A 14,370-nucleotide genomic window follows, 5' to 3' on the forward strand; every position below is an offset into this window, starting at 1 on the left:
CCCCGCACCATCCCATGTCGGGTACGGTGCGGGGATCGTTCTGTCAGCGCGGGAGTGCTCCGGACCGGGCGCGGCCGCGCTGCGAAGAACCCAACGCGCGGCTCAGCGACCCAGCGCGAGGTGCGCCTGGCGCAGCACCTCCTGCACGTGGGGCTCGGGGAGCACACCGTTCTCGTGGGCCCACCCGGGGACCTGGCGCTGGCCGAACCACGTGACCTCCAGGCGGCGGATGAGCCCGCCGTAGCGGTAACCGGCAGCGGCCGAGGCCGTGCGCGCGGTCGCGATCACCGCCCGGCACACCCAGGACGGCAGCTGCAGGGGGTGGCGGCGTCCGGCGTCGCGCAGCACGGAACCGGTCGTGGCGCCCTCCCACGGTTGCAGGATCACGGGGGGCAGGACCTCAGGGAACTCGCCCACGGCCACCGTGAACTGCGCGAGGGCGGTCACGGAGGTCACGGGGGTGGGGGCGGAGCCGTCCCCGGCGACCGAGCTCAGGGGCGAGGACGCGAACCGTGCGAGGATGCGCGTGGTGCGCCGCCCGCTGCCCATCACGGACGTCGCGCGGATGACGCTCAACTGCGGAGCGCCGGATTCCTCGCGCCATTGGGAGCGCAACCGGTAGAGCGCGGACTCGCCCAGGGCCTTGGAGAAGGAGTAGGGGGAGAATGGTGCGGTGCGTATGGACTCGTCCAGCACGGGTGCGTCCGCCTGCACGGACGCGGAGCTCATGTGGATCACCCGGCGCACGCCCGTGCGGTGGGCGGCGAGCGCCACGAGGACGGGAAGCAGCGCGTTAGCCCCGGTCAGGGACTGCTGGTGCGTCTGATCGGGGGCGGCCAGACCGGCGGCGTTGACCACCACGTCCGCGCCGGCGAAGGAATCGGCCAGGTAGTCGATCACGGACTCGAGACGGTGCGCGTGCTCAATGAGGTGGTGCACCGTGGTCGCGGGCGAGGCCAGTCGGGGGGTGGCCACCGGGGTGACCGGGATGTTCCGGGTCTGCAGGGCAGTGGTGATGGCGGAACCGATGAACCCCGTGGCCCCGAGAACGCGCCAGCTGTGAGCCGTCACTGTTGTGTCTCCTCCTGTGATGGTGTCTTCATCGTACGGTAGCGCCCCGGACCCGTTCTTGGTGGTCAGCCCGTGGTCGTCAGCGCGGCACATCACCCGTGCGGGTGACGTCGAGGTGGCGTCAAGGTACGCGTTGATAGACTCCCGGAGTTCACCGGCGTGCCGGGCGCCCGCGCGAGCGGCTGCGCGTGCGCCGCGGTCGAGCACATCTTCCTTGCACATCACGAGTCGTCCCGGGGGCGCCATGACCGAATCCACCGCGCGGGCGAGCGACCGTCCGGACGCGAACGTGAGCGTCGCGTGCGTCACGCAGGACCGCCCCGAGGACGTCGCGGCGCTGATCGACGCGCTGCGCGTCCAGACCGACCCGATCGCGAGTCTGTGTCTCGTGGACGCCGGGCGCACTGCCCTGGACGAGGCCGCGCTGGGGGAGCGGATCGGGGGAGCCTTCACGCTGCACTACCGCCGCTCCGTGGCCAATCTGGGCGGGGCGGGCGGATTCGCGCTCGCCATCCTCACGGCGCTCGCGAGCGGCGCGGACCAGGTGTGGCTCATGGACGACGACGCCCATCCCGAGGACCCCGAGTGCCTACACACCCTGCGCGAAACAGCGCGCGAGCGGGGGCTCGCCGTGGTGTCGCCGCTCATCGTGGCGCCCCAGGACCACGACGCCCTCGCGTTCCCGTTCCGCTTGGACGGTGGGATCACCCACCGTCGCGCGGACCTGGAACCGCTGGGCTTCATCGATTCCTACGCCAATTTCTTCAACGGTGCGCTCATGGACGAGTCCGTGTTCTTCCGGGTGGGGTTGCCGGACCTGAAACTGTTCCTGCGCGGGGATGAGGTCGACTTCCTCGTGCGCCTGCGCAAGAGTGGGCTGCCGTTCGGCACGGTCACGACCACGGCCGTGTCCCACCCGCCGGGCTGGGCCGAGGAACACGTGGTGATCCCCGGCAAGCTGCAGGTGTTGATCCCGCCGGGGGAGTTCAAGCAGCGCCACTTCTTCCGTAACCGCGGATACGTCTCGTGGCGTTACAAGCGCGTGGTGCAACTGGTCGCGGACGCGATCGGCTACCCCGCCCACTACGCGCGCCACCGTGACCTGCCCGGACTGGTGCGGTGGGCGCGGCTCTACGGCAACGGCATGCGCGGACGTGGTTTCGGTGGCCCTCGCTGACCCGCTGACCCCTGCGCAACTGCCGGCCCGGTTCTCGGTGCTGATCCCCGTGTACGCCGCGGACACCGCCGAGCGGATCCGGCGCGCGGTGGAGTCTAATTCGGTGGAGCAGACCCGCCCGCCCGCGGAGGTGCTGCTCGTCCAGGACGGTCCGGTGTCGGCGTCGGTCACGGCGGAGCTCGAGCGGCTCGCGAAAGAATCCCCGATCCCCGTCCGTGTGCTGCGGATCCCGGAGAACGGTGGCCTCGCCCAGGCGCTGACCGTTGCGTTGCCGCGGTGCGCGTACGACGTCGTCGCGCGCGCGGACGCGGACGACGTCTCCTACCCCCGCCGGTTCGAGAGGCAACTGCCCCTGATCGAGGACGGCGCGGACCTCGTGGGTGCGTCCATGCACGAGATCGGCGACGACGAGACTCGGCCCGTCGCGCTGCGCACAGCCCCCGTGGGGGCCGCGCGGATCGCCGCGGTGAGCCGATACCGCAACCCCATCTCCCATCCCACGGTCGTGCTGCGCCGCAGTGCCGCGCTCGCCGTGGGTGGTTACGAGGACGTCCCCATGGCCGAGGACTACTGGTTGTGGACGCGCATGCTCCATGCCGGCGCGGACGTGCGCAACGTGGCGGAACCGCTCGTGGGTTATCGCGTCTCCGCGGGCTCCTACGAACGCCGCGGCGGGTACCGCGTGCTGCGGGCCGAACTGACGTTGCAGCACCGGTTGCGCACCCTGGGCCACGTGGGGTTCCTACAATGGGCCGTGAACGTCATGGTGCGCGGCGGCTACCGATTCGTCCCCCTGAGGGTACGGGAAACGGCGTACCGGCTCATGGTGGGTCACCGCGACTGACCCGCACCCGAAAGGACTACGACTGCATGGTCACCCCCGCAAGCCCCACCCCCCGAGCGGACAAACCGGTCGCGTGGCTGTGGATCCAGATGATCTTGGATTCCGTCGCGTGGATCGTGGCGCTGTGGGTCGCGGCGTTCCTCCGGTTCGAGATGAACGTGGAGCTCATCTCCGTGGGGGGCGTGATCATCACGTGCGTGGTGGCGGTTGTGCTGCAACTGCTCGTGGGCTTCTCGTTCGCCCTCTACAAGGGCCGGTACTCGTTCGGCAGTTTCGAGGAGGCCAAGCTGCTCGTGGTCGTGACCGTGATCGTCACGGCACTGCTCGAGGCCGTCCTGCTGGTCTTCGGTGTGGCCCTGTGGATCCCGCGCTCGCTGGGGTTCATCGCGTTCCCGTTCGCGTGCCTGCTGATGGCCGCGTTCCGCTACCTCAAACGCATGTACCAGGAATCCACGGCCAAGCCGGGTGAGCAGGCGCAGAACGTGGTGATCTTCGGTGCGGGCGCGCTGGGCACGTTCCTGGTACACCGCATGATGCAGGATCCCGCCTCCGGTTTCCTGCCCGTGGCCCTGCTCGACGACGACCCCGCCAAGAAGCACCTGCGCATCTCTTCCGTCCCGGTCATGGGCACGCTGCACGACGCCGCGTCCGTCCTGGAGCACACGCGTGCCGGCGTGCTGATCGTGGCCGTCGCGGACGTGGACCCCCGCACCATGCAACGCGTCTCGGAAGCCGTGGAGGGCACCGGGACTCGCGTGATGACCGTCCCGCCCCTGACCGAGATGCTCACCGGCGCAAACCAGAGCGTGGACCTTCGTGACATCTCCATGGAGGACCTCATCGGACGGCGGCCCGTGGACATCCACGTGGAGGCCATTGCGGGGTACGTGACCGGCAAGCGCGTGCTCGTCACGGGCGCGGGTGGGTCGATCGGTTCGGAACTGTGCCGCCAACTCGTGGGTTTCGAACCCGCCGAGCTGATCATGCTGGACCGTGACGAATCCGGATTGCAGGCCACCCAGATCTCCATCACCGGGCGTGGCCTGCTGGACGGCAACGACACCGTGCTCTGTGACATCCGCGATCCGGACGCGCTCACCCGGGTGTTCCAGGACCGCCGGCCCCAGGTGGTCTTCCACGCTGCGGCGCTGAAGCACGTGTCCCTGCTCGAGCAGTACCCGGACGAGGCGTGGAAGACCAACGTCATGGGCTCGCTGCACGTGTTGAGCGCCGCGGCCGCCGTGGACGTGGACGTGTTCGTGAACATCTCCACGGACAAGGCCGCCAACCCCACCACGGCGCTCGGTCACTCCAAGCGCGTGGCGGAGAAACTCACCGCGTGGATGGGGGACCGCACGGGCAAGCGCTACGCGTCCGTGCGCTTCGGCAACGTCTTCGGTTCGCGCGGGTCCATGCTGCCGCTGTTCGCGGAACAGATCCGCCAGGGCGGGCCGATCACCGTGACCCACCCGGATGCCACCCGGTACTTCATGACCATCCCCGAGGCGTGTCAGCTCGTGATCCAGGCCGGTGCGATCGCGCACGGGGGAGAGGTACTCATCCTGGACATGGGGGAGCCCGTGCGGATCCTGGACATCGCCCGCCGGTTGCGGTCGATGTCCGGGCGCGAGGACATCAGCATCGAGATCACCGGGCTGCGCCGCGGTGAGAAGCTGCACGAGGACCTCATCGGCACGGGTGAGACCGACGAGCGGCCCTTCCACCCCAAGATCTCCCACGCCAAGGCCGAGCGCCTGGATCCCGCGAACCTGGACCGTCACGTGTGGAAGGTGCGCGGCGGGATGATGTTCACGGGGTCCATCCCGCAGGTCGTGGTGAGCACCCAGCCCAAGGTCACGGACTTCTCCGTGCCGCGCGCCGCCGAGTGCGCCCCGGCCACCGGACCCCGCGCCGAGGACGCGGACGCTGACGGTGCGGACGGCGACGCCGCCGAGGGACACACGGGCTGGAGGCGCCACGCATGAGCACCGTCCTCGTGTCCACCGCGTTCCTGCCCGCCCACGGCGTACCCACGGCCCCCGCGGTCGACACCGGCCCCGCCACTCTCACGGACGGCCAGGCGCTGAACCTGTTGTTGGCCCTCGCCCCGTGGACACTCGCCGCTGCCTTCGTGCTCTCAGTGATCCTGCCGTTCGCGGTCAAGCCGTTGTTACGCCGGTGGGGCGTGATCGACATCCCGTCCGACCGGTCCTCGCACTCGCGGCCCGTACTGCGCGGGATGGGACTCGCGGTGGCCATCGCCCTGATCCTTACGTACGGGCTGTCCCTGGGGTTCGGTCTGATCCCCGTGGACCGCTCGCTCGCCCTGTCCGTGCTCGCCATGACCGCGGCCAGCGCGGCCCTGGGCTGGGCCGAGGACTACCGCGGCGTGTCCATCGGAGTCCGGTTGGGCATGCAGGTCCTCGTGGGCGCGCTCGGGACCGCCGCCATGATCGTGGCCCTGGGCATCCCCGCGTGGTGGTGGCCCGTGGGTGTGCTCGCGACCGTGGCCTACGTCAACATCGCCAACTTCATGGACGGTATCAATGGGATCTCCGGGCTGCACGGCGGCGTGGTGGGGCTGTTCTACGCGTGGGCCGGTGCGGCAAACGGGATGCCGTGGATGGTGTGCGCGGGCCTCGCGCTCGCCGGTGCGTTCCTGGGCTTCCTACCGTGGAACCTGGGGCGCGGCACGGTCTTCCTGGGCGACGTCGGCTCCTACGTCCTGGGCGGTGCCATCGCCGCGATCGCGATCGGCGCGTTCCTCTCGGGCGTCTACGTGGAGTACCTGCTGTCCCCGCTGCTGGTCTACCTCGCGGACACCGCCGTGACGCTCGTGCTGCGGATCCGCCGCGGGGAGGTCTGGTACACACCGCACCGGCAGCACGTCTACCAGCGCCTCACGGACGTGGGCCTGTCCCACGTGCAGTCCGCCGCGGTGGTCACGACCGCCACGGCGTGCGTCAGTCTGATCTCCCTCTACGGTCTGCGGGCCGCGGGCACGGGTTCCGTGCTCGCCGGTGTGGCCGTGGTGCTCGTGATCGTGCTGTACCTCGTGTCCCCGGTGCTGCTCGACCGCGCCCGGAGCACCGCACGGAGTCTGCACCCGTGACCCTTGACCGCGCTCCGCGTTCGTCGGCGGAATCCGCCGCGCACGACGCCGCCCGCTCCCGACCCCCTTCCTACGCCCGGGGTGTGCGGGCCGGGGCCGTCATGTTCCTGATCCTGGGTGTGATTCTGCTTACACTTTCAGCCGTCGTGGACATGCTCCCGGCACCGCGCTCGGCGCTGCTCGGGGCGGGGATCATCGCGGTCAGCTCCGCAGCCACCGCCCTCGTGGCGGCTCAGATGTACCGCGTGGCACCGGCGGCCACGGCTCCCGCGCTCGCCGCGCTGTACCTCCTCAAGGTGCTCGTGCTGGGCTGGTTCCTGCTGTTCCTGGGGGCCCCGCCGTGGCTCGCCCCGCGCGTGTTCGCCGTGACCGTCCTGGTGTGTCTCGTACTCGCCCTGGCCGGTTTCACCGTGCTGACCCGCGGTGTCACCCGGCAGGACGCGCCCGAGCCCGCACCCCACGCGGCGTCGTCGGCCGTCGAACACGCCCACGACGACGCCGCTGCCGCCCCGTCCGTCCCTCCCGCCCGTGACTCGAGTGGCGGCCGGGCGGGGCACGACCGACCCACTCACGAAAGGCGAACGCCATGAGTTCCGCACCGAACGAGCCGGGAGACCGGCGCCCCACGGACCTGCGGGGGATGTCAACGCGCATGCGGGACAACGCGCGCAAGGAAACCCTCCACACCGCGGGGGAGCTCGTGGAACGTGGCGGTCTGGGTGGTGGGATCGCGGTCCTGCTGTACATCGTGGTCGGTGCGGTGTTTTGGAGTTTGGTAGGCTGGTTCCTGGATCACCTACTGGGAACTCGGTGGATTGTGATCGCGGGAGCTGTCTCCGGGGCGGCCGCCGGGGTGTACCTCGGTTATCTTCATATGAGGGACGCCTTGAACCGCAGTACCGCCCCGCAAAAGACCCCGTCGGAGACGAAGAAGTCATCCGGCATGGGCCCCGAGCCCAGAGTGTGACCGGTCTGGATACCGCAGAAAGGACCCGTATTGAACCCCGCCCTGAGGATTCCGGCCGAATTCGTGGCCCCGTCCACGGAAGATGCGCATCTGCCCCCGTTCTTCGAAGTGGGTTCCTTCGCCCTCGGTAAGCACTCGTTGCTGATCCTGTTGTCGGTGGTTCTGATCGCCGCGTTCTTCATGTACGTGGTGCGGCGGCGAGCGCTGGTCCCCACCAAGGGCCAGTACCTGGGTGAGATGGGCTACGGGCTCGTGCGTAACCACCTGGGTCGCGACATCATCGGCGAGAAGGACTTCCGCCCGTTCGTGCCCCTGCTGTTCACCTTCTTCTTCTTCATCCTGGTGAACAACCTCTTCGGGTCCATCCCCGTCCTGCAGCTGCCCACGTTCTCGCACCCCGGCACCGCGTACGTCTTCGCGGCCATCGCCTACGTCGTGTGGGTCGGGGTCGGCATCAAGCGCCACGGTCTGGGCCACTTCATGGCCAAGATGACCATGCCGCCGAACGTCCCCAAGGTCCTGTACCTCATCCTGATCCCGCTCGAGTTCCTCTCGAACATGATCATCCGCCCCGTGACCCACGCACTGCGTGTGTTCGCCACCATGTTCGCCGGCCACATGGCCATCATGGTCGCGGCGGCCTTCATGGCGTACCTCGCCACCGAGGTGGGCGGCGCCCTGGGCATCGGCGGCTCGATCTTCGGTCTGGTCCTCGGACTGTTCATCTACTTCCTGGAGGTTCTGATCCAGATCCTGCAGGCCTACATCTTCACCCTGCTGTTCGCCGTGTACGTACAGGGCGCACTGCAGGAGGGGCACTAGCCCCACGAAGGAGCGCGACCTCCGGGCCGCTCACGTGACCATCGACCATTCACGGTTTCCCGTAATGGCACCACGGCCCGCTCCAGCGGGCACCCAGAAAGGAAATATCCATAATGGAAGGTTCGCTCAGCGTTATTGGCTACGGTCTCGCTGCCATCGGCGGTGGCATCGGTGTGGGTCTCATCTTCGCGGCTTACATGCAGTCCGTGGCCCGTCAGCCCGAGTCTCAGCGCGTGATCCAGCCCATGCTGTTCATGGGCTTCGCCGTGGTCGAGGCGCTCGCCATTCTGGGCTTCGTCCTGGCGCTGCTCTAAGGGCTCTCCCTTTCGCACTCGCCCTAACTAGAGAACAGGAATCGCGCTCATGAACGCAATGGTGTTGGCAGCTGAAGAGGGGCAGAGCCCTCTGCTCCCCAACGGCTGGGAAATGCTGATTACCTTTGTGGGGTTCGCAATTCTGCTCTTCATCGCGTACAAGTTCATCGTCCCGGCGTTCGAGAAGGTCTTCAGGGACCGCGCTGACGCCATCGAGGGTGGACTGGCCAAGGCCAAGGCTGCTCAGGCCGAGGCCAAGGCCGCTCGCGACGAGTACAACCAGCAGCTCGAAAGTGCCCGGCTCGAGGCCCAGAAGATTCGTGAGGAAGCTCGCTCCGAGGGCGAGAAGATCCTGGCGGACTTCAAGGATCGCGCCAACCTCGAATCCGCGCGGATCACCGAGAACGCGCACAAGGCCATCGAGGCCGAGCGTGCGGCCGCTGTGGTCTCACTGCGTGACGAGGTGGGCACTTTGGCAACACAGCTCGCGTCCAAGATCGTCGGGGAGTCCTTGAACGACGACGATCGCGCCAACCGCGTGGTCGATCGTTTCCTGGCTGATCTCGAGGCCGAGCAAGGTCGCACGGGAGCTGCACGGTAATGGCAGAAGCATCGAACGAACCCTATCGTCCGCTCTCCGTGGACGTTGACCGCTGGGCATCTGCCGCGAGTCCCGAGATCGCACACCAGCTGTTCGAGATCCTGGACATCGTGGACGAGAACGGCGCACTGCGCCGCGCTCTCACGGATCCCTCCCGGCCCGCAGAGGACCGCGCCCGGTTCGTGCACACGCTGCTCGACGGCCGCGCGCACGAGGTGGCCGTGGACGTCGTCGCCGAACTCGCATCCCAGCGCAGCGCCACCGAGCGCCAGCTGGGTGACGGGATCGAACGCACGGCCGTGTTGTTCGCGGCCGCGTCCGCCGAGAACCGCGGCGGCGTGAACGCGCTCGAGACCCTCGTGGACGAACTGATCCGGTTCAAGTCCGTACTGGATCACTCCACCGAGGTGCAGAACGCGTTCTCGGACTCGCGCGCGAGCGCGCAGGCCAAGGTCACCCTGGCCCGTCGTCTCATGACGACGAGCTCGGAGGAGGTGTCCTTGCTGATCGAACGCGCGGCGAGCGAACCCCGGGGCGCACTACCCGGTCGCCTGCTCGGGCACTTTGCCGAGTGGGTCGCGGACCGTCAGCAGCGCTGGATCGCGCGGATCACCACGGCTCGTCCCCTCCGGGAGGACCAGACGGAGAAACTGCGCCAGGGTCTGAACCGGCTGTACGGACGGGACCTGAAGCTCACCACGGAGGTGGACCCGTCGTTGGTGGGTGGCCTGCGGGTGCAGGTGGGCGAGGAGGTCATCGACGGATCGGTGACCCACCGGCTGGAACAGTTGCAGCAGCGGATCGCAGCCTGATCCCCGCGCGCAGCGGGGATCGCGGGGAGTCGGTCGATGCCGGCATCTCGTCACGTTGCCCCCCGACCGCTGAGGCGGCCGCACGGCGAGGGGGCAACGCATCGCGACAAGTACAACCGTGGTCATGGCTCGAGCGATGATCACAAGACGTAGAGAGCAGGGACAGTAGATGGCCGATGTGACCATCAATGCCGATGAGGTCCGTAGTGCGCTGAATGAGTTCGCGGCGTCCTACGATCCCGGCAATGTGGAACGAGTAGAAGTCGGACGCGTGTCGTCCGCCGCGGACGGTATCGCGCATGTGGAGGGCCTGCCCTCCGTCATGGCGAACGAGTTGCTCAAGTTCGAGAACGGGGTGCTGGGCCTGGCCCTGAACCTCGACACCCGCGACATCGGCGTCGTGGTGCTCGGTGACTTCCAGGGCATCGAGGAAGGCCAGGAGGTGCACCGCACCGGCGAGGTGTTGTCGGTGCCCGTGGGCGAGGGCTACCTCGGCCGCGTCGTGGACCCCCTGGGCGAGCCCCTGGACGATCTCGGACCCATCGCCACCGAGGGTCGCCGCGAACTGGAGCTGCAGGCTCCGGGCGTGACCATGCGTAAGTCGGTGCACGAGCCGCTGCAGACCGGCATGAAGGCCATCGACGCCATGATCCCGATCGGGCGTGGCCAGCGTCAGCTGATCATCGGTGACCGCCAGACTGGTAAGACCGCGATCGCGGTGGACGCCATCCTGAACCAGCGCTCCAACTGGGAGTCCGGTGACGTGGACAAGCAGGTGCGCTGCATCTACGTGGCCATCGGTCAGAAGGCCTCCACGATCGCCGCGGTGCGCCAGACCCTCGAGGACAACGGCGCCCTGGAGTACACCACGATCGTGGCCGCTCCCGCGTCCGAGTCCGCCGGTCTGAAGTACCTGGCCCCCTACTCGGGTTCCGCGATCGGTCAGCACTGGATGTACGGCGGCAAGCACGTGCTCATCGTGTTCGACGACCTCTCCAAGCAGGCCGAGGCCTACCGTGCGGTGTCGCTGTTGCTGCGCCGCCCGCCGGGACGTGAAGCGTACCCGGGTGACGTCTTCTACCTGCACTCGCGCCTGCTCGAGCGTTGCGCCAAGCTCTCCGACGAGCTGGGCGCGGGCTCCATGACCGGTCTGCCCATTATCGAGACCAAGGCGAACGACGTCTCGGCGTTCATCCCGACCAACGTCATCTCCATCACCGACGGCCAGATCTTCTTGCAGTCGGACCTGTTCAACGCCAACCAGCGTCCCGCCGTGGACGTGGGCATCTCGGTGTCCCGCGTGGGCGGTGCCGCGCAGGTCAAGGCCATGAAGAAGGTCTCCGGCACGCTGAAACTGGACCTCGCGTCCTACCGATCCATGCAGGCGTTCGCCATGTTCGCCTCGGACCTGGACGCCGCGTCCCGTCAGCAGCTGATCCGCGGTGAGCGGCTCATGGAGCTGCTCAAGCAGCCCCAGTACACGCCGTACCCCGTCGCGGACCAGGTCGTGTCCATCTGGGCCGGTACCACGGGCCAGCTCGACGACGTCGACGTCGCCAACGTCGCGGACTTCGAGCGCGCGCTGCTGGACCAGGTCCGGCGCACGACCAACGTGATGGACTCGATCAACTCCACGGGCAAGCTCGAGGACGACGCGGTCGAGGCGCTCAAGACGGCCGTGGCCGAGGTCAAACGGGACTTCCACGGTTCCAAGCACGGGATCGAGGCCGGGGTCGAGGAGCACGAGTCCCTGGGCGCGACCGCTGTGAACCAGGAAACGATCGTCAAGAAGTAACCGTTCTCGTGGTGCGCCGGGATCCGGCGCACCACGGCGGTGCCGAAAGGAAATTTCATGGGAGCGCAGATTCGGGTCTACCGACAGAAGATCGCGTCCACGTCGTCGATGAAGAAGATCTTCAAGGCGATGGAGATGATCGCGACCTCGCGCATCAACAAGTCCCGTCAGAGTCTCGAAGCCGCGTACCCGTACGCCAATGCGCTGACCCGCGCGGTCTCCCAGATCGCCACGCAGCACAACATCTCCCACCCCCTGACCACCGTCCCCGACGATGTGCGGCGTTCGGCCGTCCTGGTGTTCACGTCGGACCGCGGGCTCGCGGGGTCCTACTCCTCCAACGTGCTCAAGCGCACGGAGGAGTTGCTCGAGCTGTTGCGTTCGCAGGGCAAGGAAGCGCGCGTGTACCTCGTGGGCCGCAAGGCCAAGGCGTACTTCGACTTCCGGCACCGTGACTACGACGATTTCTGGACGGGCAACACGGACAACGCCACGACCGAGCGCGCCGAGGAACTCACGGACAAATTGATGCGCGACATCAACGCCCCGTACGAGGACGGTGGCGTGGACGAGGTGCTGCTCGTGTACACGCAGTTCAACTCCATGGTGAACCAGGAGCCCCGGGTGTTGCGCCTGCTGCCCCTGGAGGTCGTGGACGCGAACGACCTCGGGGACGAGATCTCCGAGCGTTACGAGGCCCTCGAAGAGACGCAGAACAACTTCGAGTTCGAGCCGAACGCGGAGGAGCTCTTCAACCAGATCCTGCCCCGGTACGTGAAGGCGCGGATCTACTCCGCCCTGTGCCACGCGGCGTCGAGCGAGCTCGCATCCCGCCAGCGCGCCATGAAGGCCGCCGGGGACAACGCGACCGAGCTCATCAAGAAGTACACGCGCTTGATGAACAACGCCCGCCAGGCCGAGATCACCACCGAGTTGACCGAAATCGTCAGTGGCGCCGAGGCACTGTAGCCCGCGCTGCCCGCCCTTGCCAGCCGAAACGAAGTGAGAGAAATGACTGCCACAATCAACGACCAGGCCACCCAGCCGGTCTCGGAAGGTGCCACCGGCCGCATCGCCCGGGTGATCGGGCCCGTGGTCGACGTCGAGTTCCCCGAGAACCAGGTCCCCGACCTCTACAATGCGCTGACCGCGGACTACGAGTTCAACGGCCAGCCCCGCCGGATCACCTTCGAGACGGCACAGCACCTGGGCACCAACGTGGTGCGCGCGATCTCCCTGCAGCAGACCGACGGTCTGGTGCGCGGGACCCCCGTGCAGGACACGGGCGCCCCCATCTCCGTGCCCGTGGGTGACGTGGTCAAGGGCCACATCTTCAACGTACTCGGTGACGCGCTGGACCTGCCCACCTCCGAGCTGGACATCCAGGAGCGCTGGCCCATCCACCGCAAGGCCCCGTCCTTCGCGGAGCTCGAGGGCAGCACCGAGATGATGGAAACGGGCATCAAGTCCATCGACCTGCTGACCCCCTACATCAAGGGCGGTAAGATCGGCCTCTTCGGCGGCGCGGGCGTGGGCAAGACCGTGCTGATCCAGGAGATGATCACGCGTGTGGCCCGCAACTTCGGCGGTACCTCCGTGTTCGCCGGCGTTGGTGAGCGTACCCGTGAGGGCAACGACCTGTGGGTCGAGATGGAGGAGGCAGGCGTTCTCAAGGACACCGCCCTGGTGTTCGGCCAGATGGACGAGCCGCCCGGAACGCGTCTGCGCGTGGCCCTGACCGGTCTGACCATGGCGGAGTACTTCCGCGACGTGCAGAACCAGGACGTGCTGTTGTTCATCGACAACATCTTCCGGTTCACGCAGGCCGGTTCCGAGGTCTCCACGCTGCTGGGCCGGATCCCCTCCGCCGTGGGCTACCAGCCCACCCTCGCGGACGAGATGGGTGTGCTCCAGGAGCGCATCACCTCGACCCGTGGTCACTCCATCACGTCCATGCAGGCCATCTACGTGCCCGCTGACGACTACACCGACCCGGCTCCCGCGACCACGTTCGCGCACCTGGACGCGACCACCGAGCTCTCGCGTGAGATCGCCTCGCGTGGTCTGTACCCCGCGATCGATCCGCTGTCCTCGACCTCCCGCATCCTGGACCCGCAGTACGTGGGCCAGACCCACTACGACGTGGCCACCCGCGTCAAGGGGATCCTGCAGGAGAACAAGGAACTGCAGGACATCATCGCGATCCTCGGTGTCGAAGAACTCTCCGAGGAGCAGAAGGTCGTGGTCTCCCGCGCCCGCCGCATCGAGCAGTTCCTGTCCCAGAACACCTACACCGCCAAGCAGTTCACCGGCGTGGAGGGCTCCACGGTTCCCCTCGAGGAGACCGTCGAAGCCTTCGGCAAGATCTGCGACGGCGAGCTGGACAACGTCCCCGAGCAGGCGTTCTACAACGTCGGCGGCCTGGACGACGTCATGCGGCGCTGGGACGAGATCAAGGCCGAGACGGGCGAGAAGTAATCATGGCCGAACTCATCGTGGAAATCGTCGCCCTGGATCGCAAGATCTGGACGGGTACCGCGCGCCTCGTGCGGGTACGCACCACCGAGGGCGACATCGGCATCATGCCGGGACACGAGTCCATGGCGGGGCTGCTCAAGCCGGGGGAGTTCGCCATCGACCGTGTGGACGGCGACCGTCTCGTGGGCAGCATCGACTCCGGGTTCGTCTCCGTGGACAACAACCGTGTCACGGTGGTTGCGGACGAGGTCTCCCTGGATTCGGAGGCGCGTTCCGCCTGAGCGGTACCGCGTGACCGGTCGACGTCGACCCTCGTGCCTTCGGGTGCGGGGGTCGACGTCGTTCGCCTACCGTGGTGCGCTGGCCCAGGTGTCACG

At 67.7% G+C, this 14,370-nt stretch carries 15 protein-coding genes; 14 read left to right on the forward strand and 1 reads right to left on the reverse strand.

From position 1 onward, the window contains the following. Window positions 1–102: 102 nt before the first annotated feature. The gene (locus Q9R22_RS05050) at window positions 103–1,071 is read right to left on the reverse strand and encodes an NAD(P)-dependent oxidoreductase (RefSeq protein WP_131332674.1); all 969 of its coding nucleotides are present in this window, start codon (window positions 1,069–1,071) and stop codon (window positions 103–105) included. Between the two features lie 244 nt (window positions 1,072–1,315). Between Q9R22_RS05050 and Q9R22_RS05055 the strand changes: the two genes are divergently transcribed. From Q9R22_RS05055 to Q9R22_RS05120, 14 genes are all read left to right on the forward strand, one after another. Next, window positions 1,316–2,248 (forward strand): glycosyltransferase, encoded by a 933-nt coding sequence (locus Q9R22_RS05055; RefSeq protein ID WP_131332675.1) that lies wholly within the window; start codon window positions 1,316–1,318, stop codon window positions 2,246–2,248. After that, on the forward strand, window positions 2,235–3,092 hold the full coding sequence (locus Q9R22_RS05060; RefSeq protein WP_064845331.1) for a glycosyltransferase: 858 nt from the start codon (window positions 2,235–2,237) through the stop codon (window positions 3,090–3,092). The genes Q9R22_RS05055 and Q9R22_RS05060 overlap by 14 nt, the downstream gene beginning before the upstream one ends. A gap of 26 nt (window positions 3,093–3,118) precedes the next feature. Next, window positions 3,119–5,077, forward strand: coding sequence for a nucleoside-diphosphate sugar epimerase/dehydratase (locus tag Q9R22_RS05065; RefSeq protein ID WP_242670646.1), 1,959 nt, complete (start codon window positions 3,119–3,121; stop codon window positions 5,075–5,077). Further along, the gene (locus Q9R22_RS05070) at window positions 5,074–6,204 is read left to right on the forward strand and encodes a glycosyltransferase family 4 protein (protein ID WP_165489778.1); all 1,131 of its coding nucleotides are present in this window, start codon (window positions 5,074–5,076) and stop codon (window positions 6,202–6,204) included. The genes Q9R22_RS05065 and Q9R22_RS05070 overlap by 4 nt, the downstream gene beginning before the upstream one ends. Then, window positions 6,201–6,794: a hypothetical protein gene (locus Q9R22_RS05075; RefSeq protein WP_131332676.1), complete on the forward strand. Its 594-nt coding sequence runs from the start codon at window positions 6,201–6,203 to the stop codon at window positions 6,792–6,794. Before Q9R22_RS05070 ends, Q9R22_RS05075 begins: the two co-directional genes overlap by 4 nt. Next, window positions 6,791–7,171 carry a hypothetical protein gene (locus Q9R22_RS05080; protein WP_207387886.1) on the forward strand — a complete coding sequence of 127 codons (381 nt, stop codon included), beginning with the start codon at window positions 6,791–6,793 and terminating at the stop codon, window positions 7,169–7,171. Before Q9R22_RS05075 ends, Q9R22_RS05080 begins: the two co-directional genes overlap by 4 nt. A 30-nt stretch (window positions 7,172–7,201) precedes the next feature. Beyond that, the gene (atpB, locus tag Q9R22_RS05085; RefSeq protein ID WP_064845326.1) at window positions 7,202–7,993 is read left to right on the forward strand and encodes a F0F1 ATP synthase subunit A; all 792 of its coding nucleotides are present in this window, start codon (window positions 7,202–7,204) and stop codon (window positions 7,991–7,993) included. 113 nt (window positions 7,994–8,106) lie between these two features. Next, a complete protein-coding gene (gene atpE, locus Q9R22_RS05090; RefSeq protein WP_035964663.1) occupies window positions 8,107–8,307 on the forward strand; it encodes an ATP synthase F0 subunit C in 201 nt (66 codons plus the stop codon). A gap of 49 nt (window positions 8,308–8,356) precedes the next feature. After that, a complete protein-coding gene (locus Q9R22_RS05095; protein WP_064845325.1) occupies window positions 8,357–8,908 on the forward strand; it encodes a F0F1 ATP synthase subunit B in 552 nt (183 codons plus the stop codon). 38 nt (window positions 8,909–8,946) lie between these two features. Then, window positions 8,947–9,720: a F0F1 ATP synthase subunit delta gene (locus Q9R22_RS05100; protein ID WP_231885432.1), complete on the forward strand. Its 774-nt coding sequence runs from the start codon at window positions 8,947–8,949 to the stop codon at window positions 9,718–9,720. 169 nt (window positions 9,721–9,889) lie between these two features. Further along, window positions 9,890–11,515 (forward strand): F0F1 ATP synthase subunit alpha, encoded by a 1,626-nt coding sequence (gene atpA, locus Q9R22_RS05105; RefSeq protein ID WP_064845322.1) that lies wholly within the window; start codon window positions 9,890–9,892, stop codon window positions 11,513–11,515. A 57-nt stretch (window positions 11,516–11,572) separates the two neighbouring features. Then, window positions 11,573–12,484 (forward strand): F0F1 ATP synthase subunit gamma, encoded by a 912-nt coding sequence (locus Q9R22_RS05110; protein ID WP_131332677.1) that lies wholly within the window; start codon window positions 11,573–11,575, stop codon window positions 12,482–12,484. Between the two features lie 42 nt (window positions 12,485–12,526). Then, a complete protein-coding gene (gene atpD / locus Q9R22_RS05115; protein ID WP_035964656.1) occupies window positions 12,527–13,993 on the forward strand; it encodes a F0F1 ATP synthase subunit beta in 1,467 nt (488 codons plus the stop codon). Between the two features lie 2 nt (window positions 13,994–13,995). Beyond that, window positions 13,996–14,274, forward strand: coding sequence for a F0F1 ATP synthase subunit epsilon (locus Q9R22_RS05120; RefSeq protein WP_064845716.1), 279 nt, complete (start codon window positions 13,996–13,998; stop codon window positions 14,272–14,274). Window positions 14,275–14,370 lie beyond the last annotated feature (96 nt).

The sequence above is a fragment of the Kocuria sp. PD6 genome, assembly GCF_031844145.1.
Taxonomy (GTDB): Bacteria; Actinomycetota; Actinomycetes; order Actinomycetales; family Micrococcaceae; genus Kocuria; species Kocuria marina.

Bases quoted from the DNA above. Each gene is read 5' to 3' on its own strand.
- Q9R22_RS05070 (WP_165489778.1), top strand. From the start codon at position 5,074: ATGAGCACCGTCCTCGTGTCCACCGCGTTCCTGCCCGCCCACGGCGTA.
- atpE (WP_035964663.1), top strand. From the start codon at position 8,107: ATGGAAGGTTCGCTCAGCGTTATTGGCTACGGTCTCGCTGCCATCGGC.
- Q9R22_RS05080 (WP_207387886.1), top strand. From the start codon at position 6,791: ATGAGTTCCGCACCGAACGAGCCGGGAGACCGGCGCCCCACGGACCTG.
- Q9R22_RS05055 (WP_131332675.1), top strand. From the start codon at position 1,316: ATGACCGAATCCACCGCGCGGGCGAGCGACCGTCCGGACGCGAACGTG.
- atpD (WP_035964656.1), top strand. From the start codon at position 12,527: ATGACTGCCACAATCAACGACCAGGCCACCCAGCCGGTCTCGGAAGGT.
- Q9R22_RS05120 (WP_064845716.1), top strand. From the start codon at position 13,996: ATGGCCGAACTCATCGTGGAAATCGTCGCCCTGGATCGCAAGATCTGG.
- Q9R22_RS05110 (WP_131332677.1), top strand. From the start codon at position 11,573: ATGGGAGCGCAGATTCGGGTCTACCGACAGAAGATCGCGTCCACGTCG.
- atpA (WP_064845322.1), top strand. From the start codon at position 9,890: ATGGCCGATGTGACCATCAATGCCGATGAGGTCCGTAGTGCGCTGAAT.
- Q9R22_RS05095 (WP_064845325.1), top strand. From the start codon at position 8,357: ATGAACGCAATGGTGTTGGCAGCTGAAGAGGGGCAGAGCCCTCTGCTC.
- Q9R22_RS05065 (WP_242670646.1), top strand. From the start codon at position 3,119: ATGGTCACCCCCGCAAGCCCCACCCCCCGAGCGGACAAACCGGTCGCG.